This window comes from Syntrophales bacterium (assembly GCA_030655775.1).
Taxonomy (GTDB): Bacteria; Desulfobacterota; Syntrophia; order Syntrophales; family JADFWA01; genus JAUSPI01.
In genome coordinates this window covers 1-19,528 of the sequence record JAUSPI010000167.1, presented here as the reverse complement: position 1 = coordinate 19,528, position 19,528 = coordinate 1, and the positions used below count along the sequence as shown (strand labels likewise).

Here is a 19,528-nt window from a genome sequence, read left to right as displayed (position 1 = left end):
ATCAATAGTCCGGTCGGTGGTGTGCATCCCTCTCATTGAAGAGGAGATTCCATTAAAACAAGGATTGAAACTTCATCAATTATAATTTTTGTATGTTTAGTTTTGCATTGAAGAGGAGATTCCATTAAAACAAGGATTGAAACCCGATCAGGGGTTCAAACCGTGACATATCTCCAAGATTGAAGAGGAGATTCCATTAAAACAAGGATTGAAACTTTTTTCCCACCACTTTGTTCCGTCCGGTGGGTTTATTGAAGAGGAGATTCCATTAAAACAAGGATTGAAACCCAACCTTGTATTCAAGTCCTGTCATATCTACTATATTGAAGAGGAGATTCCATTAAAACAAGGATTGAAACATACAATCGGAGAGCTGAAAAAATTCTGGTACATCATTGAAGAGGAGATTCCATTAAAACAAGGATTGAAACCAAGATCACGTTTTACAAGGTTAGAAAATCAGAATTGATTGAAGAGGAGATTCCATTAAAACAAGGATTGAAACTTGTAATCTTTATTCATGCTTTTTTATCCTTTCCTAATTGAAGAGGAGATTCCATTAAAACAAGGATTGAAACTCCTTACACGCTTCACATTCAGTTGCCGGAACAAACATTGAAGAGGAGATTCCATTAAAACAAGGATTGAAACCAGAACTCTACGATCAAATCAAGCGCCGCCGAAATATTGAAGAGGAGATTCCATTAAAACAAGGATTGAAACCATATCCCTTCGTATGTAGGTGATACATATTCTGATTGAAGAGGAGATTCCATTAAAACAAGGATTGAAACAAAGAAGCAGCGGTGGTAAGAAAACTCTCAAGAGCGATTGAAGAGGAGATTCCATTAAAACAAGGATTGAAACAAAAAAGTGGTGGTGGCAAGCGGACTCTCAAGAGTGATTGAAGAGGAGATTCCATTAAAACAAGGATTGAAACAAACTATCATTCCGCTTTAAGCCTTCCAAATACTTTATTGAAGAGGAGATTCCATTAAAACAAGGATTGAAACTAGATGGTTAATGGTTAATCGTTACCAGGCAAAAAATTGAAGAGGAGATTCCATTAAAACAAGGATGCAATTCCGGTGACGGTAACCTTGGGGTAAGTTGGAAACGGGTTCCCATTTTCTATTATGTGATCTTTGCAGTTTTTGTTATGATCGCAACATAGCGCTTGACGTTATTATCGTAATGCGTTATTATATTTTTCATGATAAAATCCTTCAGGGACAAAGAGACTGAGAAAATAATCAATCGACAATTTTCAAGCAAATTGCCGCAAAATATTCAGCATATTGCGCGTAAGAAGCTGATAACTCTTGATGCTGCAACAAAATTAAATGATTTGCGAATACCACCGGGTAACCAATTGGAGGCATTGAAAGGTGACCGGAAAAGCCAGCACAGTATACGCATCAATGATCAATGGCGGATATGTTTTAAATGGAAGGCTGGCGACGCTTATGATGTTGAAGTTACAGATTATCATTAGGAGGATCATATGAAAAATAAAAAACTTTCTCCCATCCATCCAGGCGAGATTCTTATGGAAGAATTTTTAGAGCCAATGGGAATCAGTCAGTACCGGCTTGCCAAAGATATAAGTGTACCTCCCAGGCGCATTAACGAAATTGTCCATGGGAAACGATCGATTACTGCAGATACAGCGTTGCGTTTGGGACGGTTTTTTGGCATGTCGCCTCAGTTTTGGCTGAACCTCCAGACTCGATATGATCTTGAAGTGACTGAGGATTTACTTGATGACCGGTTAGATGAGGAGGTACATGCTCTTAAAGTACAATCAGCTTGAATTTGGACCAGGGATTAGCACTACAGTACAAAATTTAGAAGGTGTTATTCTGAGCGACCGGGAAGGAGCGAAGAATGTTTTTTGTTTCGGGTATAATCTATGCTTTTAAAATAGATTCTTCGTTGTTTCACTCCTCAGAATGACAAACGTAAAAAAGTGCTTCTCTACCTTTTTACATGTAAGTTACTTGAAAGGAGGATTTATGAGTGCACTTATTGATCTGGCGATTTTCCCTTTAGACAAGGGTGGCAGTGTAAGCCCGTATGTGTCCAGGGCGGTGAGAGTTATCAGGGACAGCGGTCTATCGTATAAGCTTGGGCCCATGAGCACGAGCATAGAGGGGGAGTGGGATGAAGTCATGGCCGTGGTGAACCGCTGCTTTCACGAACTTGCGAAAGACTGCGACCGGGTGTATTTGACCATTAAGGCTGACTACAGGAAAGGAGCTGCCGGGCGCATCACAAGTAAGGTAAAGTCTGTGAAAGAAAAGTTGTAGCTGAATTTCAACGGTCTCGACGGTGGCTTGTTTTATCCTTTTTACCGAGTTTAATCGCGCAGAACTCACCGCACATGGTGCACCCCTCTTCACCGGCACTTTCACTTTTCTCCAGAAAAGCTCCTGCTTTATCGGGATCAATCGATATGCTTACCTGCCCGTCCCAGTTAAATTCATTTCTGTATTTTGCCATGAGTATGTCTTTATCAAATGCGCCGTGGACTCCTTTGGCGATGTCCGCAATGTGGGCAGCGATCCTGGAGGCTATAATACCTTCTTTTACATCCTCCAGGGTTGGAAGTCTCAGATGTTCCCCCGGAGTGACATAACAGAGAAAGTCCGCGCCGGCTGATCCAGCGATGGCGCCTCCTATGGCTGCTGTTATGTGGTCATAACCGGGTGCTATATCTGTCGGGAGGGGTCCGAGCACGTAGAAGGGCGCCCCGTTGCAGAGACTCTTTTCCAGCTGCACGTTGGCCACAATCTCGTTAATCGGGACATGGCCTGGTCCTTCAATCATGACCTGAACGCCATAGTCCCGTGCCTTTTTTGTCAGTTCGCCCAAAGTAATAAGCTCTTCGATCTGTCCCCTGTCAGTCGCATCGGCAAGACAGCCTGGTCTCAGCCCATCACCGAGGCTGAGGACCATGTCGTAGGATTTGGCAATCTCAAGCAACCTGTCGTACTGTTCGTAGAGAGGATTTTCTCTCTCGTTGTACTCCATCCACTTGGATAGAAAGGTTCCGCCCCTGCTGACGATTCCAAGATGTCGCCCCTGTTCCTCCAAGAGGCCGACGCTCCTTCTCGTCACGCCACAGTGAACGGTGATAAAATCTACACCGTCCTCGCCGTTTTCTTCTATGACCCTGAACATGTCATCATCGCTCATCTCCACGATTGCTTTTTTAGAATCGAGCATCTGGGCAGCCGCCTGGTATATCGGAACAGTTCCGATCGGAACTGTCGATTCTTTTATGATGGCTTTTCTTATGGCTTTGATATCGCCACCTGTGGACAGATCCATGATCGTGTCCGCTCCCGCGGCAACAGATATTCTTACCTTCTCAAGCTCTAACTCAAGATCAACACGGTCTTTCGATGTTCCGATATTGGAGTTGACCTTTGTCTTTAAACCCTTACCAATGGCAAGGGGCAAAATGGAGGCATGTTTTTTGTTTCGTATCACCACAATATTGCCGTCCTCAACGCCCTTGCGTATGAACTCCGGCGTTACACTTTCATGCTTTGCGCATATCTCCATCTCTTCTGAAATTTTACCTTTACGCGCTATTTCTAATTGAGTCATTATGAACCTCGTCGAGTTTTAAGTTGTAACGTGCCACTTAAAACCCGAAAATTAAGTTTTGTCAATAATTAATTCCGCTACCTTCTTGCCGGAGAGAAGCATTCCACCGAATATCGGTCCCATTCTTGGGCCTCCAAAGGCGGCATTGGCCGACATTCCCGCCACGTAAACGCCGGGGCAAATCTTTTTCGTATTTTCAACTGTCAGCGGTTCTGCCTTATCCGCCCACATGGAGCGCTCTCCCATTATTCCTCCGCTTTCCGTGTATAATTTTATGTCTGCTTTTCGAACAATTACGCGAAGCACCTCGGTGTCGTGCCCTGTTGCATCAATAATATTTTTTGCTGTGATAGTGAGTGGGTCTACGTGAAGGCCTGCTATTGCAACCGGCGACCAGGTAATGACGAGACCGATTACGCGTCCCTCGCGGATCACAACATCCTCCACACTCATACAATTGAAGATTTTGGCGCCTGCCCTTGTAGCATGTGAGCAGATCGTCGTGACGGATTCGATCGCATCGGCCGTATAGTAACCAGGTTCATATTCTCTGGTACTAATATCGAACATATCGAGGATTCCCTTGGCTTCTTCCTGCACCACTATTTCATTGAACATCATTCCGCCACCCCACATTCCGCCGCCGATGGAGAGTTTTCGCTCGAATATCGCTACCTTGATACCAGCTTTTGCAAGGAAATATGCTGCCACCAGACCAGCGGGACCTCCGCCTACAATGGCCGTGTCAACCTCTACATATTCCATAAATTTCTGTGAAAATCGGTCAATTATTGCCCTTGTTATTGTAATTTCGCTCAGTGCCATAATGTTACTCCTCCTTCTTGTTGATTATACCTCAGGTTAGTGTTTCAAATGCATTTATAGTGTTCACTTCTCTTGCAAAATGGGAGCAAGATGATTAATTGGCCCATGTCCTCCACCTATCCGCAGTGAAAACATGATGGCAGTTGTTATATATTCCTTTGCCTTTTTTACGGCTTCAAAGACAGATTCCCCTTTGGCAAGCTCCGTGGCAATGGCGGCAGAATATGTGCATCCCGTACCGTGGGTGTCCAATGTATCTATCCTTTCAGAAGTAAACTCATGGAAATTTTTACCGTCGTAAAGGATATCCACGGCATCTCCCATCAGGTGTCCGCCCTTGATGACTATGTTTTTTGCCCCTAAATCGTAAATAATCGCTGCGGATTTCTTCATATCATCCACGGATGATATCCTTATTTTTGATAATACCTCGGCCTCGGGAATGTTGGGAGTAATCACAAGGGCTAAAGGTACGAGTTCCTCTATCAGGGAATTTTGGGCATCTTCTTCTATCAGGGCAGCTCCTCCCTTTGCTACCATGACCGGATCCACGACCAGTTTGTCGATTTGGTATTTCCTTACCATTTTTGCAATTGTTTTTAATATTTTACCGGTGGCAAGCATCCCGGTTTTAGCCGCATCGATTCCTATATCTGTGGCTACTGCATCAAACTGCTTTTCTATAAAATCTTCAGGGACCTCATGAACACCATAAATGCCAAGTGTGTTCTGGGCGGTAAGAGCGGTTATTACGCTCATGCCGAACCCGCCTAAGACCGTAATCGTCTTCAGGTCCGCCTGTATTCCGGCACCGCCACCGGAATCCGACCCGGCTATGGTCAGAACCCTCTTTACGCTCATAATTTCTCTCCAAAGCAAGAAAGGCCACTATCCTCTTGATGCGGGATATGTGGCCCCTTGAAAAACTAATAACAAAACTATTAAGTTGCCGCTCCCTACGCTGGTATTACCCAGATCAGGTCTAAAGGGTATTATCTCAGCTTGATTAGCACCCCTGGATATCTGTCAGTTCTACTACAACAAATCTTTTGTTTAATCAAGTATAAATTAGGTAATCTGTCAATGGCGTTTCAAAATGGAAAGCGGCTGCAGGATGTGTGGTGTGCCGGCGCGAACCTTACAATTTTGTGTCGTAATCGTGCCCTTCCCGGTGTTCTCTGCCCTGCCATCAATTTTTTCGCTGGATAATACCGTCAATCATCGGTATGCTTCTCTTCGAATAATTTAAGATGGGTTCGCTTTTCGGTTTCAAGTTTAATGTTCAATGCTTAAAGTTGGAAAGCGGTATTGGAACAGCAATAAATGTTCGAAGATAGTAAAGCTTTCCCCCAAAATTCTGTAAAAACGAGAGAGGTTTCCCAATGAGTAACGGACCAGAAAAGATTATTTATTCAATGATGAGAGTCAGTAAATTTTACCAGAACAGACCGGTGTTAAAAGACATATCCCTTTCCTATTTTTATGGCGCCAAAATCGGCGTCCTGGGATTAAATGGCTCAGGGAAAAGTTCTCTTTTACGCATTATGGCAGGTGTTGATCAGGAATATAACGGAAATGCCGTCCTTTCTCCGGGATATACCTTAGGGTTTCTTGAGCAGGAACCTGTGCTTGATCCGGATAAAACCGTAAAAGACGTTGTTGAAGAAGGTATGAAGGCGGCTGTAAATCTTGTCAGGGAATACAATGAGATCAGTGAAAAATTCGCCGAACCGATGTCCGATGATGAAATGAATCAGCTTATGGAGCGGCAGGGCGAATTGCAGGAAAAAATCGATCATCTTGATGCCTGGGATATAGATTCGCGTCTGGAAATGGCCATGGATGCGCTGCGCTGTCCTCCGGGAGATACACCTGTTAAGGTTATTTCCGGTGGCGAAAAAAGACGGGTGGCGCTGTGCAGACTTCTGTTACAGAAACCGGACATCCTGCTTCTGGACGAACCTACCAATCATCTGGATGCCGAAACTGTCGCCTGGCTCGAACAACATCTTAAGCGGTATGAAGGGACGGTGATTGCCGTCACACACGACCGGTATTTTTTAGATAACGTAGCGGGTTGGATCTTAGAGCTCGATCGGGGACACGGCATTCCCTGGAAAGGCAATTATTCTTCCTGGCTTGAACAGAAACAGATGCAGCTTAAACGGGAAGAAAAAACAGAAACAGAACGGCAGAAGACCTTGCAGCGAGAGCTGGAATGGATACGCATGTCGCCGAAAGGCCGCCAGGCAAAGTCAAAGGCGCGAATCAGCGCTTATGAAACACTTCTGGATCAGAATAATGAAAAACAGGCCAAAGACCTTGAAATCTATATTCCGCCGGGCCCCCGTCTTGGAAAAATCGTTATTGAAACAGAAAATGTGAGCAAGGCGTATGGCGATCGTCTTCTCTTTGAAGGCATGAAGTTCTCTTTGCCCGCGGGAGGTATTGTCGGCATCATCGGCCCCAACGGTGCGGGCAAAACAACCCTCTTTAAAATGATAACCGATTCGGAAAAACCGGATTCCGGCACCATTAAAATCGGGGACACTGTCAAACTCGCTTACGCCGATCAGGAGCGCGACACCCTTGATCCCGAAAAAACAATATGGGAAGTAATTTCCGGGGGCAACGATATGGTTGAGCTTGGAAATAGAGAAATAAACTCAAGGGCATATGTTTCACGTTTTAATTTCTCTGGATCAGACCAGCAGAAAAAGGTAAACATGATTTCAGGCGGGGAGCGTAATCGCGTCCATCTTGCGTGTATGCTCAAGGAGGGCGCCAATGTATTGTTCTTGGACGAGCCTACAAATGATCTCGATGTGAATACCCTGCGCGCCCTTGAAGAGGCGCTGGAACATTTTGGGGGCTGCGCGGTTATTATCACTCATGATCGCTGGTTTCTCGATCGCATCGCCACCCATATTCTTGCTTTTGAGGGAGACAGTACCGTCATGTGGTTTGAAGGAAATTATTCGGATTACGAAGCGGACAGAAAAAAGAGGCTCGGAAAGGCCGCTGAACAGCCGCATCGCATCAAATACAGGCATTTGACACGGTGATAATAACAGGTAAAATAGAGTGCTGAGCAACCGGCAAAACGGTTATTATGGACTTGCGGTGCGATAAATACGCACCAGGTGGAGGATGATTGCATGGGAAAACCGAAGAAATACTATGCCGTAGCCAGGGGTCGTAACCCGGGCATCTATACCGCATGGTTCGGTCCCGACGGCGCCGAAGAGCAGATCCGCGGATATGCCGGAGCTCGCTATAAGGGATTCGCCTCTCTGCCTGAGGCGCAGAAGTGGCTGCAGAACCCGATATACGTTCGGTCACCATCAGGGGGAAAGGATTCCGATACCGCCCTCGATATGGATGTGCCGCCGGGCACAATCGTCATCTATACCGATGGGGGCTGCCGCGGCAACCCGGGACCGGGAGGATACGGTGCGGTTATTATCGATGGGGGAAAGCGGATCGAACTCGCCCAGGGCTTTTGTCTGACCACTAACAACCGCATGGAATTAATGGCCTGCATTGCGGCGCTCAAGGCATTGAAGGTTCCGGCTGATGTAGTGCTGTACAGCGATTCGCGCTACGTGGTTAACGGGATCAGCCGGGGTTGGGCCCGTAAGTGGAGCGCCAATAACTGGATGCGTACGAAGAAAGACGCCGCTGAAAATGCCGATCTGTGGGCGCAGTTGCTGGATCTGTGCGATTCCCTCCGGGTGCAGTTCGTCTGGGTCCGTGGGCACGCGGGACACCTGGAAAATGAGTACTGTGATGAACTGGCTTTTCAAGCGGCAGACAGCGAAGACCTCAAGGAGGATCACGCCTATGTTCAAGGCCGAACCAAAGTTCTACACGGCCTGTTTGATGAGGCGGACTGAATCCACAGATTTCGCAGATTACACGGATTACTCTAATCATTTGAAGGGCGATGCTAAATCTGTAGGGTTTAATTCCCCGCAACTCCACACAGAATATCTCGATGAAAACGGCATGATCTAAACGATATGCAGACATGATGTGATGAGAGTCTTTATTCTCAACAACTGCGTTTTTTGCGCAGATGTTGGTACCAGTTCAAGCAGCAAGATTTAGTTAAGAGTGTAAAGTGAACTAAAGTGAGCTAAAGTGCCTAAAGTTAAAAATGCGCTTTCAGCGCAGCCTGTTTCGAATTTGACCGCGCCGAAGGCGTGTACATTAACTTTAGCTCACTTTAGGCACTTCCAACTTTAGGCACTTTTGGGGTTGCGGCTTTGCCGCTTTAGACCGTTGAAAAACCATTTTTTCAAAGCTTTAGTGATAAATGTCGGCATCGCAGGATTATAATATGACTCTGGTGACGTTAAAGGATGTAAGCCTCAGCTTTGGCGGCCCCACATTGCTCGATACGGTGGATCTGCAAATCAAGCGGGGGGAGCGGATCTGCCTTATCGGTCGCAATGGTACCGGCAAGACCACTCTGCTGAAACTGATTCATGGTGAGCTGCCTCCCGACAGCGGTATGATCACGAAAGTCAAGGGGCTGAAAACCGCCCTGTTAAACCAGGAAGTACCCCCCGATCTCGACGGCAGTGTCTATGGTATCGTCGCCTCGGGACAGCCTCATCAGCAGGTTCAGACGGTCATCTCGCGCATGGGGCTGGATGAGAAAGCGTCATACGGGGAGCTCTCCGCCGGCCTCAAACGCCGGGTGCTCCTCGCTCGGGCTTTGGTGAGCGACCCCGACATTCTGCTGTTGGATGAACCGACCAATCATCTGGATATCGATGCCATTGTCTGGATGGAGCAGTTCCTGCAGCGTTTCGTGAAAACCATGATTTTCGTCACTCACGACCGTGCCTTCCTCAATCGCCTGGCGACCCGCATCGTTGAAATCGACCGGGGCACAGTGACTTCTTTTACCGGCAACTACGAGGACTACCTCAGCCGCAAAGAGGAGCTGATCGAGAATGAGTCCGCTCGAAGATCAGAATTTGACAAACAGTTGAGGAGCGAAGAAACCTGGTTCAGGCAGGGCATTAAAGCACGCCGAACCCGTAATGAGGGGCGGGTACGGGCACTGATGAAGATGCGAGCAGAGGTAAAGCAGCGCCGTGCCCGGAGCGGTAATGTGCGCCTGATGTTGCAGGAGGGCGAGCGGTCGGGGCGGCTTGCTATAAATGCCCGTGATGTCGCTTTTGCCTATGGCGGGCAGTCGATTCTCTCGGATTTTTCCACTACCGTTATGCGGGGTGACAAGGTAGGAATCATCGGGCCGAACGGTTGCGGAAAGACTACTCTGTTGCGCATCCTGCTTGGGAAAATCGAGCCGGACAGCGGGTGCGTGCGACACGGAACCCGCCTTGAGGTCGCCTATTTTGATCAGCTCAGGGCTGAGCTTGATGAAACCAAGACCCTGCAGCAAAACGTTGCCGAGGAAAGCGATAGTGTCTTTGTAAACGGCAAACCGCGGCATGTCATCGGCTATCTTCAGGACTTTCTGTTTTCGCCCGACCAGGTTCGGGGCCCAATAACCTCCCTTTCCGGCGGGGAGAGGAACCGACTCCTCATGGCTAAGCTCTTCACCCGGCCGTCCAATGTGCTGGTTCTGGATGAGCCCACCAACGATCTGGATGCGGAGACCCTGGAACTGCTGGAAGCTATGCTGATCAATTATGCGGGGACAGTCCTGATAGTAAGTCATGACCGGACATTTCTTAACAATACCGTTACCTCCACCCTGGTCTTTGAAGGTGAGGATCGGGTGAGAGAATGCGTGGGCGGTTATGATGACTGGCTCCGTCAGCGGCGGCAGGAGGAAAAATCCACGCCCGGGGTGCAACAAAAAAAAGCCAGGCCCCACAAGGTGGCCACGGGTTCCCGAAAGCTCACGTTTAAGGAGCAGCGCGAGCTCGAGCAACTGCCGGACATCATCGAAGACCTCGAGGCGCAAAAGCACACCCTTTTTGTCACCATGGCCGATCCCGCACTTTATAAAACCTCCGGGGCGGAGGTCGTGAAGCTGCAGGCCAAGCTTGATGAACTGGAACGGGATCTGGAGAAGGTCTATACCCGTTGGGAGCTGCTGGAAGATCTGGCGCTTAAGGTCGGGGAGAAATAGGGGAAGAGCACTTTTGGGGAAGGTATAAACATTGACAGACTCGTAAAAAGTCTTTTTTGTCACCCTGAATTTATTTCAGGGTCGCTAACTCATTAAAATAATTAGATACTGAAACAAGTTCAGCATGACAAATGGTACACTTCCTGACTTTTTACGATATCGTTAACATTAACAAGTTCGTAAAAAATCTTTTCAAAGCGAATTTAAGCATTTTGGGAAAAAGATGCTGGTAGTGAACGGCGTTAAGAAAATCTAACTGCTTGAGTGCATAAGCACGAGTTTTAGATTTTTAGCCGGTCAATAACAGCATCCCCAAAATGGTTCTGAGCGAAGAAAACTGATTTTTTACGAGTAGTGTATAAGCGCCCCTTTTTTTAATCCGAAAGGCTGACCAATCTTTTGCTTGCAAGACGGTAATTCAGGTAATCCCAAAAACAATCTTTGTGTTTTGGGACGTTATTTTTCCAACCTCTTCAAGGGGCAGACCCTTTATCTCGGCAACCCTTCGGGCAGTCAGGATAACATTGGCTGGTTCATTTCTCTTGCCGCGCCTCGGATGAGGGGCGAGGTAGGGAGAATCTGTTTCCAGAAGTAAACTGGTTATGGGAATATTTTCAACTACTTTCTGGAGCGTCTCAGATTTTTTGAAGGTGATCGTTCCGGGTATCGATATAAAAAATCCCATATCAAGGCATTTTCGGGCCATTTCATAGTTGCCTGAAAAACAGTGAAATATACCCCTTTGATTTCCTTTCCATTTCTGTAGCATGTCCAGAGTTTCCCTGTGGGCTTCACGATCATGAATAACTACCGGAAGCCCGATTTCACCGGCGAGTTCCAGCTGTTCCCCAAATCTTTTTATCTGTACATCCCGCGGGGACAGATTACGAAAGAAATCCAGTCCGATCTCCCCATAGGCGACTACCTTATCATGGGCTGCCAGTTCTTTAAGAGAGTCGTATGTAGCATTATTTATATTCTTAACTTCGTGTGGGTGTATTCCGACTGCGGCATAAATGGACTCGTACTTATTTGCAAGAAAAACAGCCTTTTTGCAGTCATCGAGTGTAGTTCCGACTGTGACGATATAATCTACTCCGGCTTTTGTGGCCCTCCCAATGACTTCATCTCTGTCGCGGTCAAATGCTTTCATTTCCAGGTGGGCATGTGAATCAATGAACATGATAAGTTCCTATGATTCTTCCAAGATTTCACTTGGAGGAAGATGCCCCATTGGGGCAAATGTTATTGCATCGAAAAAGTTTAAAGTGCCTAAAGTTAAAGAATGCGCTGTCAGCGCAACCTGTTTCAAACCTAATCACGCCAAGGGCGTGTGCCATTAACTTTAGCTCACTTTAGGCACTTTAAACTTTGACAAGTTCGTAAAAAGTCGTAAACTGCACCATTTGTCATGCTGAACTTGTTTCAGCATCTAATTATTTCAGTAAGTTCGAGACCCTGAATGATCCTGAAACAAGTTCAGGACATGATTTTGGGTGACAAAAACTGGCTTTTTACGAATGCATCAACTTTAGTTCACTCTTAATTAATAATTGCAAAATTTTGTCATATCAACAAACTATTGCCGATGTTGAAACAGTGAGCACCTTACGTTTCTTCTGAGTTTATGACAACTTCTTTAACATTATCAGATACGTCAGGAAGTTGTGCCAAGTATTTTTTTAAATTTTCTTCAGAGATCGTTCCTTTTGATAGTTGTTTTTCAATGATCCTTTTATCCAGACTGCCATTATATCCAGTTTTCTTCTTACTCATTAAATCAATCTCCTTTCGTGTGTGTGTTACACTGTTTATTATCCTTTGAGCCTTGGGTCAAGGGAATCTCTTATCCCCTCGCCCAGCAGGTTATAACCGAGCACTGTTATCAGAATAGCAAGGCCCGGGTAGAGAGAAAGCCACCAGGCAATATCTATGTTGTCCTTACCGGCGGTAAGGATATTCCCCCAGCTTGGGATGGGGGGCTGAACCCCGATTCCGAGGAAGCTCAGAGCTGATTCTGTCAGTATGGCCCCTGCGACTCCGAGTGTTGCTGCTACGAGAACAGATGCCATAGCATTGGGAAGGATGTGGAAAAATATAATACGCCCATCGCTGGCGCCGATGGCCTTGGCGGCCTGCACGTAATCTCTCTCCTTTATCGAAATGAAATCTGCTCTGACCAGACGGGTTATACCCATCCAGCCGGTGATGCCTATAACGATCATAATATTCCAGATGGAAGGTTCAAGAAATGCTATGACAGCTAATATAAGAAAAAAGGCAGGGAAGCATAGCATAATATCGACAAATCTCATAATCGTGGCATCAATCCACCTTCCATAATATCCCGCTGTGGCGCCTAAAATGGCTCCTATTACTATGGCAATACCTGTGGCTACGAACCCGACCTTCAGGGATATTCTCGAACCCCAGATCATACGGCTCAAGACATCACGTCCCAGTTGGTCTGTTCCTAAAAGGTGACTGCCGGAAGGTGGAGAGAGAATCATCTGGAGATTGATTTCGCCGGGGTCATAGGGGGAGATCCAGGGTGCAAGCAGGGAAACTATAAATAATAAAATCACCACTGCGCTTCCCGCAACGGCCATCTTGTTTTTGGAAAATCTGCTCCAGAAATCTCTTCTGATAGTTGAATCTGCCATATTAAGTTTCGAGTTTAAGGATTTTAATCATTTCAACTTTAGTTCACTTTAGTCACTTTAAACTTTAGGCACTTTTTTTATGCTACCCTGATCCTCGGATCTGCAAGTGCGTAGGAAACGTCCGCTATCAGATTTCCGAGGAGTGTAAGAACTGCACCAATTACCAGTATCCCCATAATAACCGGGTAGTCTCTTGCCATAACTGACATGTAAAAAAGCTGTCCCATGCCGGGGATCGCAAATATTGTTTCAAAGATAACGCTTCCCCCAATCAGTCCCGGAATGGAAAGCCCAAGTATGGTTATAATAGGGAGCAGTGCATTTCGGAGGGCATGCTTATAAATTACCACCCTTTCACTTAACCCCTTTGCCCTTGCCGTTGTGATGTAATCCTGCCTAATTACTTCCAGCATGCTCGATCTCATATACCTCGACAGCCCGGCAAGGCCTCCGAATGCTGAAATAAGGACAGGCAGTATAAGATGCTTTATCAGATCGATGAATGCACTGAATGGAGGAAGATATTCATAGTTTAAAGACCTTATGCCTGAGATTGGGAGCCAGCCAAGAGTTATACCAAAGAGTATCATCAAAAGGAGTGCCAACCAGAACGTGGGAATGGAAAAGCCGACAAAGACAAAAATGCCGGTGGTTTTATCAAAAAGGGAGTCTTGATGTACGGCTGAAAGGACACCGATCGGGATAGCCACAATGATGATGAGGATCATTGAAAGGACGTTAATGAGAATAGTAATCGGGAGTCTTTCCAGTATCTTATCTGCCACCGGACGGTTATCAGAAGAAAAGGATCTTCCAAGATCAAGTACGACAAGTTTGCTTATCCATGACAGATATTGCTGGTGAAGAGGTTTGTCCAGATCATACATCGCCCTGAGACGTTCCTTCATTTCGGCTCCGGCCTTCGGATTCATCTGAGTCTGAAGGTCTGTTGGGGAACCGGGTGCAAGATGCATGACGGTAAAGCAAATAATTGTAATCCCGATAAGGAGAGGGATCATAAATACGAGTCTCTTAGCGATATATCTCAGCAAGTTTCGGTCTCCTTATCAACCTGTTTGAGGCACAAAGAAAAAAGAAGAAATAAGAAAATTATAACTTTGATGGTCTCGTAAAAAGTCTTTTTTTGTCACCCAAAATCATGTCCTGAACTTGTTTCAGGATCATTCAGGGTCTCTAACTTACTGAAATGATTAGATACTGAAACAAGTGAGATCCTGAAACGAGTTCAGGACGACAAATGGTGCAGTTTATGACTTTTTACGAGACCATCAACTTTGTGCCTTTGCAACTATGTGCCTTTGTGCCGAAGCCATGGGGTTTATCCGATAGCAGGTTATTTCCGCCCTATGCAAAAATAAATGAATCCTCTTTTCTTCATCTCGCGAGGCTCATACTGGTTCCTTCCATCGAAAATTACCGGATTCTTTAATAGCTGTTTTATCTTGTTAAAGTCCGGGTTTCGAAAAAGGTGCCACTCCGTTACCAATACAAGAAAATCACTTTCACTCAGGGCATCGTATGCATTCTTAAAATATCTTATGTTGGGATTAGTGCCCAGTGCCCTTTTTGCCTCTTCGGTTGCTTCAGGATCATAGGCGTTAATCTTTGCCCCTTCCGACAGTAAAGTATGTATTGTATCCAGGGCAGGAGACTCTCTAACATCATCTGTGTTTGGTTTAAAAGAAAGACCCCAGATAGCGGCTGTCCTGCCGTGGAGGCCTCCCTTATCCGCAAAGTAATTTATTATCTTTTCGACAAAAACTTTTCGCTGTTTGAGATTGACCTCATCTACAGATTTTAATATCTTCGCATCATACTGAAAATCTTCGGCCGTAGCTATCAGCGCCCTGATATCTTTTGGGAAACATGAGCCTCCATAGCCAACACCTGGGTAAATGAAGCTGTAACCTATTCGGCTGTCCGCTCCAATTCCCTTTCTGACCATTGCAATATCAGCCCCTACTCTTTCGCAAATATTTGCCATTTCGTTTATGAAAGATATCCTGGTAGCAAGCATTGCATTAGCCGCATATTTTGTCATTTCCGCACTTCTTATATCCATGACGATAAACTTTTCTCTATCCATGGCAAATGGAGAATACAGCTCTTTCATTAGCTCGGCTGTTCTTACATTGTCAGTTCCCACAATAACTCTGTCCGGCTTCATGAAATCGTTTATGGCATCACCTTCTTTCAGGAATTCCGGGTTGGAGATGACATCAAATTCTATAGATACTTTCCTTTCCCCCAGTTTTTTTTCAATGACATTTTTTACTTTGTCTGCCGTACCCACCGGGACGGTGGATTTATTAGCAACGATCTTATAACCTTCCATGTAGCAGCCGATGCCCTCGGCTACATCGAGGACATGTTTCATGTCCGCACAACCATTCTCATCCTGTGGCGTTCCAACTGAGATAAATATGACAAGTGAATCTTTTACGGTTTCCTCCAGGTCAGTAGTAAAATTAAGTCTGCCGTCGTCATGATTTTTCTTGAGCATGAGTTCAAGTCCAGGTTCATAAATTGGAATAATTCCCCTGTTGAGATTATCAATCTTATCCTTGTCTATATCCATACAGATCACGTCATTTCCCATATGGGCAAAGCAGGTCGCTGTGACCAGACCCACATAACCGGTGCCTATAATACCTATCTTCATAAATCCTCCTTTTTAAATTTCTCTCATTAGGGGAATGGGAGAAAAATCCTTGCCATTCGTTCGTGCAGGGCTAAGGCCCTGCGCTATGGTTTAATTCTGTATGTTTTGTTTCCATGAGTTTCATTTTCTTAATGTTTTTAAGTGATTTACGCAGGTCTTCCTCTGTGTGAGGTTCAAGCGTTATTACTGGATCTATAGATTGCTCTTCCAATATTTTAAACAGCTCATAAAACGGAAAATTTCCATCTCCAACGGGAAGGTGTTCGTCAGCAAAACCCGTGTTATCATGTAAGTGAAGCTGTTTCAGGTAAGGCCCCAGTCTGTCGATCCACTCTTTTAAGCTTGCCTTGGAAAATGCATTGAAATGTCCTGTGTCAAAGCAGAAATGAATGTAAGGAGATTTAAGAGAATCGAGCATTAAAGCTAAATAATGAGGACTATTTTCATAGACGTTTTCAAGAGTAATAATCGTATTCATCTCACGGGCGAGAGGCAAGAATTGCCGCCATGTGTCAATGCTGTTTTCTATCCACCTCTTCATACATCCGACATAATATTTTTCATCAAAGGAAGCATGGCATACAACAAGTCCAGGTTGGAAATAAGGGATGAGTTCAAAAAATTGCTTGAAGCGATCTATGGATACCTGCCTTATCTTTGGGTCAATTGCTCCAGGCCTGAGGTCCATAAAGGGGGCATGCATGGTGATTGTTAATCCCGCCTTTATAATGGCATTAGCAATCTTCTTTAAATCTTTTCTTTTGAAATGATCAAGGACAAAATAATTAAAGCTGATCTCCGGGTTGATTCTCTCTTTTATGATGGTTGAAAGATGCTTTTCATGGAGGAGATGTAGCGGAATGTTTATCTGAACTCTCTTTATAATGCTACGCATTTTCAATACCTATCGGGAAGAGACCCTTGAAAAACATGGAGATAAAGCTTCTACCATAATGACTATTTTTAAACAACTACCAATTTCGGATTGACACTATTTTTAAATTCTGTTAGTGAAGGTTTTATAGTCATAAGATATTAAAAAGATTAAATTATACATGTTCCAGTCAGTACGAAATAAGGAGGTGATGTCTGTTAGAAAACAGGAAGACATGATAAAAATGGTTTTGCAGTGCGTCAATGCGGCGCTTGAAAAGAAAGCTAAGGATATTATAATCCTTGATGTAAAGGGAATATCATCCTTCACCGATTATATGATAATCTGCAGTGGAAGTTCTGATAGACAGGTTAAAGCGATTGCGGCGTCTATTGAAAAAGATTTCAAAAAATCAGGGACACTTCCCCTCGGAATTGAGGGTGAAAAATTTGGGCAGTGGGTGCTGATGGATTATGGAGATGTAATAGTACATGTCTTCTATGAACCTACGCGAGAGTTTTACGATATTGAAAGGCTGTGGTCGGATGTGCCCAAGATGGAAGTCGGAAATGGGGACCAGAAAGTGACTTCCCTCGATGAAGGTATGTTATAGTTACAAATACTGGCCTGAATACACAACCTTGCATGACTGAGTGGTGATATTGAAAAACGCTCTGACAGGTCTTGCCGATATTATATTTCCTTCACGGTGTGTGATATGCGGTATAGTTCTGTATAATAATGAAAAAATTCGTATCTGTCCAGAGTGCCTTTCTCGGATAAGTTTTGTTAAAACACCTATCTGTTCGTGTTGTGGTCTTCCTTTTGTTAACTATGAGGGTACAGATCATCTTTGCGGGGAATGTACATCATCAAAACAGTATTTTTCTGTTGTAAGGTCAGTGGGGGAATTTAATGAACCTCTTCTGAATGCCATCCATAGGTTCAAGTACAAAGGGGAAATATCTGTGGGTGAAACCCTGGGGAGATTGATGGCAGAGTTCGAATATAGTTCTTTCAGCCTTGAAGGGTATTCATTGATTTTACCTGTGCCCCTGCATCAGAGGAGATTAAAAGAAAGGGGGTTCAATCAATCCGTTATACTGGCAAGAGAGATTGCAATCAGATATTCTATATGTTTAGATTTTAGAACACTCAAAAGAACTATCCATACAAAGCCGCAAACAGGTTTGGGCAAAAAACAACGGAGCACGAATGTCAAAGGATCGTTTGTAATAACAGACAGGGAAAAAATAGATGGGGAAAGAGTTGTATTGATAGATGATGTTTATACTACCGGCAGTACCGTCAGGGAATGTGCACGGATATTGCTCGAAAATGGTGTTGAAGAAGTGGCAGTTCTTACACTTGCCAGGGCAGTTTAGGAACAGTTTGGCAAAAGCTTTAAGAAACAGGGCTTTTCGTGCTCTCCGCCTAAGGCGGATTCAACAATTCTGTAGGGTGGCATTTTATATGCCGCCATTTGCGGTCGGGTGTAAAACCCGACCCTACTAAATTATGAATAAAGTTTACTCAAGGGAAAAACTGAAAAAAGAACTTGACAGACACAGGACCCGTGGAGAAAACGTTGTATTCACCAATGGCTGTTTTGATATTCTCCATGTTGGACATACAAGATATCTGAGGGAAGCAAAAAAATTGGGGGATGTGCTGGTTCTTGCCCTTAACAGCGATTCATCTGTAAGAGCGATCAAGGGTGAGAGGAGACCTCTTGTTCCTGAGGATGAGAGAGCGGATGTTGTGTCCTCCCTTGAATCTGTGGATTATGTTACCATATTTAATGAACATACCCCTCTTGAACTGATTGAATATCTGGAACCTGATATTATAGTTAAGGGTGGAGACTGGTCGGAGGAAGATGTAGTTGGGCGAGAGTCCGTAAAGAGACGGGGAGGGAAGGTTGTTATTATTCCTGAGATTAAAGGAGCATCAACAACGAACATTATTGAGAAAGTGAGAAGTGCATGGAATTGTGATAAAGAATAAAGGAAGGAATTTAATTTATTGCAGCCCCATTTTTTCCTTTACAAAAGTGGGATGATTAGATATTTAATAGTGCTCCATTTGAGATGTGCTTTGGGGAATTTATATAAAAGGTAGATTATTTGACCAATGAAACCAGAAAAGCTTGAATATTTTAGAAATCTTCTTACCGATAGAATTGAAGATCTGTTGAGTGAAGCGGAGAAAACCGTTTCGGAAATGACTAATGGTAAAGAAAACTTTCCTGATGTGGCTGATAGAGCAACACTCGAATCGGAAAGAAATTTTGAACTTCGAATACGGGACAGGGAAAGAAAATTAATCATAAAAATGCAGGAAGCTATCAAGCGTATCGACGAGGGAACTTTTGGAATATGTGAGGTATGCGATGGGGCGATATCTGACAAAAGATTGATGGCAAGACCCGTGACTACCCTTTGTATAAATTGCAAAACAAAACAGGAAAAGATTGAAAAGCTGAAGGGAGAGTGAATCCCTCTCCGCCTTTTAAGCAAACATGGTATTACACTCCTCGCAATAGATACAACGCCTTCCGATATAGTTCTGACAAACCTGCATCAAACGTGTTTAAAAAGTTTTTGTTAACCTTCTTCTTTGATGCACTCGTAAAAAGTCAGAAAGTGTGCTCTTTGTCATGCTGAACTTGTTTCAGCATCTAATTATTTCAGCAAGTTAGAGACCCTGAAATAAATTCAGGGTGACAGAAAAAGACTTTTTACGAGATTGTC

General features: G+C 44.6%; 19 protein-coding genes, 1 CRISPR repeat array and 1 riboswitch. Of the genes, 10 read left to right on the top strand and 9 right to left on the bottom strand.

Going from position 1 to position 19,528, the window contains the following annotated elements; translation table 11 throughout:
* Positions 1-34 precede the first annotated feature (34 nt).
* Positions 35-1,085: direct repeats of the CRISPR family, unit length 37 nt; unit sequence ATTGAAGAGGAGATTCCATTAAAACAAGGATTGAAAC.
* A 128-nt stretch (positions 1,086-1,213) separates the two neighbouring features.
* The 3 genes from Q7J27_09160 (at position 1,214) to Q7J27_09150 (ending at position 2,309) form a co-directional block, all read left to right on the top strand.
* On the top strand, positions 1,214-1,495 hold the full coding sequence (locus Q7J27_09160; protein ID MDO9529315.1) for a type II toxin-antitoxin system RelE/ParE family toxin: 282 nt from the start codon (positions 1,214-1,216) through the stop codon (positions 1,493-1,495).
* Between the two features lie 9 nt (positions 1,496-1,504).
* On the top strand, positions 1,505-1,813 hold the full coding sequence (locus Q7J27_09155) for a HigA family addiction module antitoxin (protein ID MDO9529314.1): 309 nt from the start codon (positions 1,505-1,507) through the stop codon (positions 1,811-1,813).
* Positions 1,814-2,015: 202 nt separating this feature from the next.
* Positions 2,016-2,309, top strand: coding sequence for an MTH1187 family thiamine-binding protein (locus tag Q7J27_09150; GenBank protein ID MDO9529313.1), 294 nt, complete (start codon positions 2,016-2,018; stop codon positions 2,307-2,309).
* A gap of 7 nt (positions 2,310-2,316) precedes the next feature.
* Here the strand turns inward: Q7J27_09150 and thiC are convergent, their stop codons facing one another.
* From thiC to thiD, 3 genes are all read right to left on the bottom strand, one after another.
* Positions 2,317-3,615 carry a phosphomethylpyrimidine synthase ThiC gene (thiC, locus tag Q7J27_09145; GenBank protein MDO9529312.1) on the bottom strand — a complete coding sequence of 433 codons (1,299 nt, stop codon included), beginning with the start codon at positions 3,613-3,615 and terminating at the stop codon, positions 2,317-2,319.
* Positions 3,616-3,666: 51 nt separating this feature from the next.
* Positions 3,667-4,440 (bottom strand): sulfide-dependent adenosine diphosphate thiazole synthase, encoded by a 774-nt coding sequence (locus Q7J27_09140; GenBank protein ID MDO9529311.1) that lies wholly within the window; start codon positions 4,438-4,440, stop codon positions 3,667-3,669.
* 63 nt (positions 4,441-4,503) lie between these two features.
* Positions 4,504-5,301, bottom strand: a complete 798-nt coding sequence (gene thiD / locus Q7J27_09135) for a bifunctional hydroxymethylpyrimidine kinase/phosphomethylpyrimidine kinase (protein MDO9529310.1) — start codon at positions 5,299-5,301, stop codon at positions 4,504-4,506.
* Positions 5,302-5,375: 74 nt separating this feature from the next.
* A riboswitch (TPP riboswitch) is annotated at positions 5,376-5,467 on the bottom strand.
* Between the two features lie 355 nt (positions 5,468-5,822).
* Here thiD and ettA point away from each other — a divergent pair.
* The 3 genes from ettA (at position 5,823) to Q7J27_09120 (ending at position 10,555) form a co-directional block, all read left to right on the top strand.
* Complete coding sequence (ettA, locus tag Q7J27_09130; protein ID MDO9529309.1) at positions 5,823-7,505, top strand: energy-dependent translational throttle protein EttA; 1,683 nt, start codon at positions 5,823-5,825, stop codon at positions 7,503-7,505.
* A gap of 93 nt (positions 7,506-7,598) precedes the next feature.
* Positions 7,599-8,336, top strand: a complete 738-nt coding sequence (rnhA, locus tag Q7J27_09125) for a ribonuclease HI (protein MDO9529308.1) — start codon at positions 7,599-7,601, stop codon at positions 8,334-8,336.
* 422 nt (positions 8,337-8,758) lie between these two features.
* A complete protein-coding gene (locus tag Q7J27_09120; protein ID MDO9529307.1) occupies positions 8,759-10,555 on the top strand; it encodes an ATP-binding cassette domain-containing protein in 1,797 nt (598 codons plus the stop codon).
* A gap of 418 nt (positions 10,556-10,973) precedes the next feature.
* Here Q7J27_09120 and Q7J27_09115 read toward each other — a convergent pair whose 3' ends face one another.
* From Q7J27_09115 to Q7J27_09090, 6 genes are all read right to left on the bottom strand, one after another.
* Positions 10,974-11,738, bottom strand: a complete 765-nt coding sequence (locus Q7J27_09115; protein MDO9529306.1) for a TatD family hydrolase — start codon at positions 11,736-11,738, stop codon at positions 10,974-10,976.
* Between the two features lie 425 nt (positions 11,739-12,163).
* Positions 12,164-12,331, bottom strand: a complete 168-nt coding sequence (locus Q7J27_09110) for a hypothetical protein (GenBank protein MDO9529305.1) — start codon at positions 12,329-12,331, stop codon at positions 12,164-12,166.
* Positions 12,332-12,369: 38 nt separating this feature from the next.
* Complete coding sequence (locus Q7J27_09105) at positions 12,370-13,218, bottom strand: ABC transporter permease (GenBank protein ID MDO9529304.1); 849 nt, start codon at positions 13,216-13,218, stop codon at positions 12,370-12,372.
* Positions 13,219-13,295: 77 nt separating this feature from the next.
* Complete coding sequence (locus Q7J27_09100; GenBank protein MDO9529303.1) at positions 13,296-14,270, bottom strand: ABC transporter permease; 975 nt, start codon at positions 14,268-14,270, stop codon at positions 13,296-13,298.
* A gap of 302 nt (positions 14,271-14,572) precedes the next feature.
* The gene (locus Q7J27_09095; GenBank protein MDO9529302.1) at positions 14,573-15,901 is read right to left on the bottom strand and encodes a UDP-glucose/GDP-mannose dehydrogenase family protein; all 1,329 of its coding nucleotides are present in this window, start codon (positions 15,899-15,901) and stop codon (positions 14,573-14,575) included.
* A gap of 70 nt (positions 15,902-15,971) precedes the next feature.
* Complete coding sequence (locus tag Q7J27_09090) at positions 15,972-16,796, bottom strand: sugar phosphate isomerase/epimerase family protein (GenBank protein ID MDO9529301.1); 825 nt, start codon at positions 16,794-16,796, stop codon at positions 15,972-15,974.
* Positions 16,797-16,986: 190 nt separating this feature from the next.
* Between Q7J27_09090 and rsfS the strand changes: the two genes are divergently transcribed.
* The 4 genes from rsfS (at position 16,987) to dksA (ending at position 19,271) form a co-directional block, all read left to right on the top strand.
* Entirely contained in the window at positions 16,987-17,388 is a 402-nt protein-coding gene (gene rsfS / locus Q7J27_09085; GenBank protein ID MDO9529300.1) for a ribosome silencing factor, read from the top strand.
* 43 nt (positions 17,389-17,431) lie between these two features.
* A complete protein-coding gene (locus Q7J27_09080; protein MDO9529299.1) occupies positions 17,432-18,160 on the top strand; it encodes a ComF family protein in 729 nt (242 codons plus the stop codon).
* A gap of 133 nt (positions 18,161-18,293) precedes the next feature.
* Positions 18,294-18,782, top strand: coding sequence for a D-glycero-beta-D-manno-heptose 1-phosphate adenylyltransferase (gene rfaE2 / locus Q7J27_09075; protein ID MDO9529298.1), 489 nt, complete (start codon positions 18,294-18,296; stop codon positions 18,780-18,782).
* 126 nt (positions 18,783-18,908) lie between these two features.
* Positions 18,909-19,271: an RNA polymerase-binding protein DksA gene (dksA, locus tag Q7J27_09070; protein ID MDO9529297.1), complete on the top strand. Its 363-nt coding sequence runs from the start codon at positions 18,909-18,911 to the stop codon at positions 19,269-19,271.
* The last annotated feature ends 257 nt before the right edge of the window (positions 19,272-19,528 follow it).

Coding starts and splice junctions, on each gene's coding strand:
- Q7J27_09160 (MDO9529315.1), top strand. CDS start 1,214: ATGATAAAATCCTTCAGGGACAAAGAGACTGAGAAAATAATCAATCGA.
- Q7J27_09155 (MDO9529314.1), top strand. CDS start 1,505: ATGAAAAATAAAAAACTTTCTCCCATCCATCCAGGCGAGATTCTTATG.
- Q7J27_09150 (MDO9529313.1), top strand. CDS start 2,016: ATGAGTGCACTTATTGATCTGGCGATTTTCCCTTTAGACAAGGGTGGC.
- thiC (MDO9529312.1), bottom strand. CDS start 3,615: ATGACTCAATTAGAAATAGCGCGTAAAGGTAAAATTTCAGAAGAGATG.
- Q7J27_09140 (MDO9529311.1), bottom strand. CDS start 4,440: ATGGCACTGAGCGAAATTACAATAACAAGGGCAATAATTGACCGATTT.
- thiD (MDO9529310.1), bottom strand. CDS start 5,301: ATGAGCGTAAAGAGGGTTCTGACCATAGCCGGGTCGGATTCCGGTGGC.
- ettA (MDO9529309.1), top strand. CDS start 5,823: ATGAGTAACGGACCAGAAAAGATTATTTATTCAATGATGAGAGTCAGT.
- rnhA (MDO9529308.1), top strand. CDS start 7,599: ATGGGAAAACCGAAGAAATACTATGCCGTAGCCAGGGGTCGTAACCCG.
- Q7J27_09120 (MDO9529307.1), top strand. CDS start 8,759: ATGTCGGCATCGCAGGATTATAATATGACTCTGGTGACGTTAAAGGAT.
- Q7J27_09115 (MDO9529306.1), bottom strand. CDS start 11,738: ATGTTCATTGATTCACATGCCCACCTGGAAATGAAAGCATTTGACCGC.
- Q7J27_09110 (MDO9529305.1), bottom strand. CDS start 12,331: ATGAGTAAGAAGAAAACTGGATATAATGGCAGTCTGGATAAAAGGATC.
- Q7J27_09105 (MDO9529304.1), bottom strand. CDS start 13,218: ATGGCAGATTCAACTATCAGAAGAGATTTCTGGAGCAGATTTTCCAAA.
- Q7J27_09095 (MDO9529302.1), bottom strand. CDS start 15,901: ATGAAGATAGGTATTATAGGCACCGGTTATGTGGGTCTGGTCACAGCG.
- Q7J27_09090 (MDO9529301.1), bottom strand. CDS start 16,796: ATGCGTAGCATTATAAAGAGAGTTCAGATAAACATTCCGCTACATCTC.
- rsfS (MDO9529300.1), top strand. CDS start 16,987: ATGTCTGTTAGAAAACAGGAAGACATGATAAAAATGGTTTTGCAGTGC.
- rfaE2 (MDO9529298.1), top strand. CDS start 18,294: ATGAATAAAGTTTACTCAAGGGAAAAACTGAAAAAAGAACTTGACAGA.
- dksA (MDO9529297.1), top strand. CDS start 18,909: ATGAAACCAGAAAAGCTTGAATATTTTAGAAATCTTCTTACCGATAGA.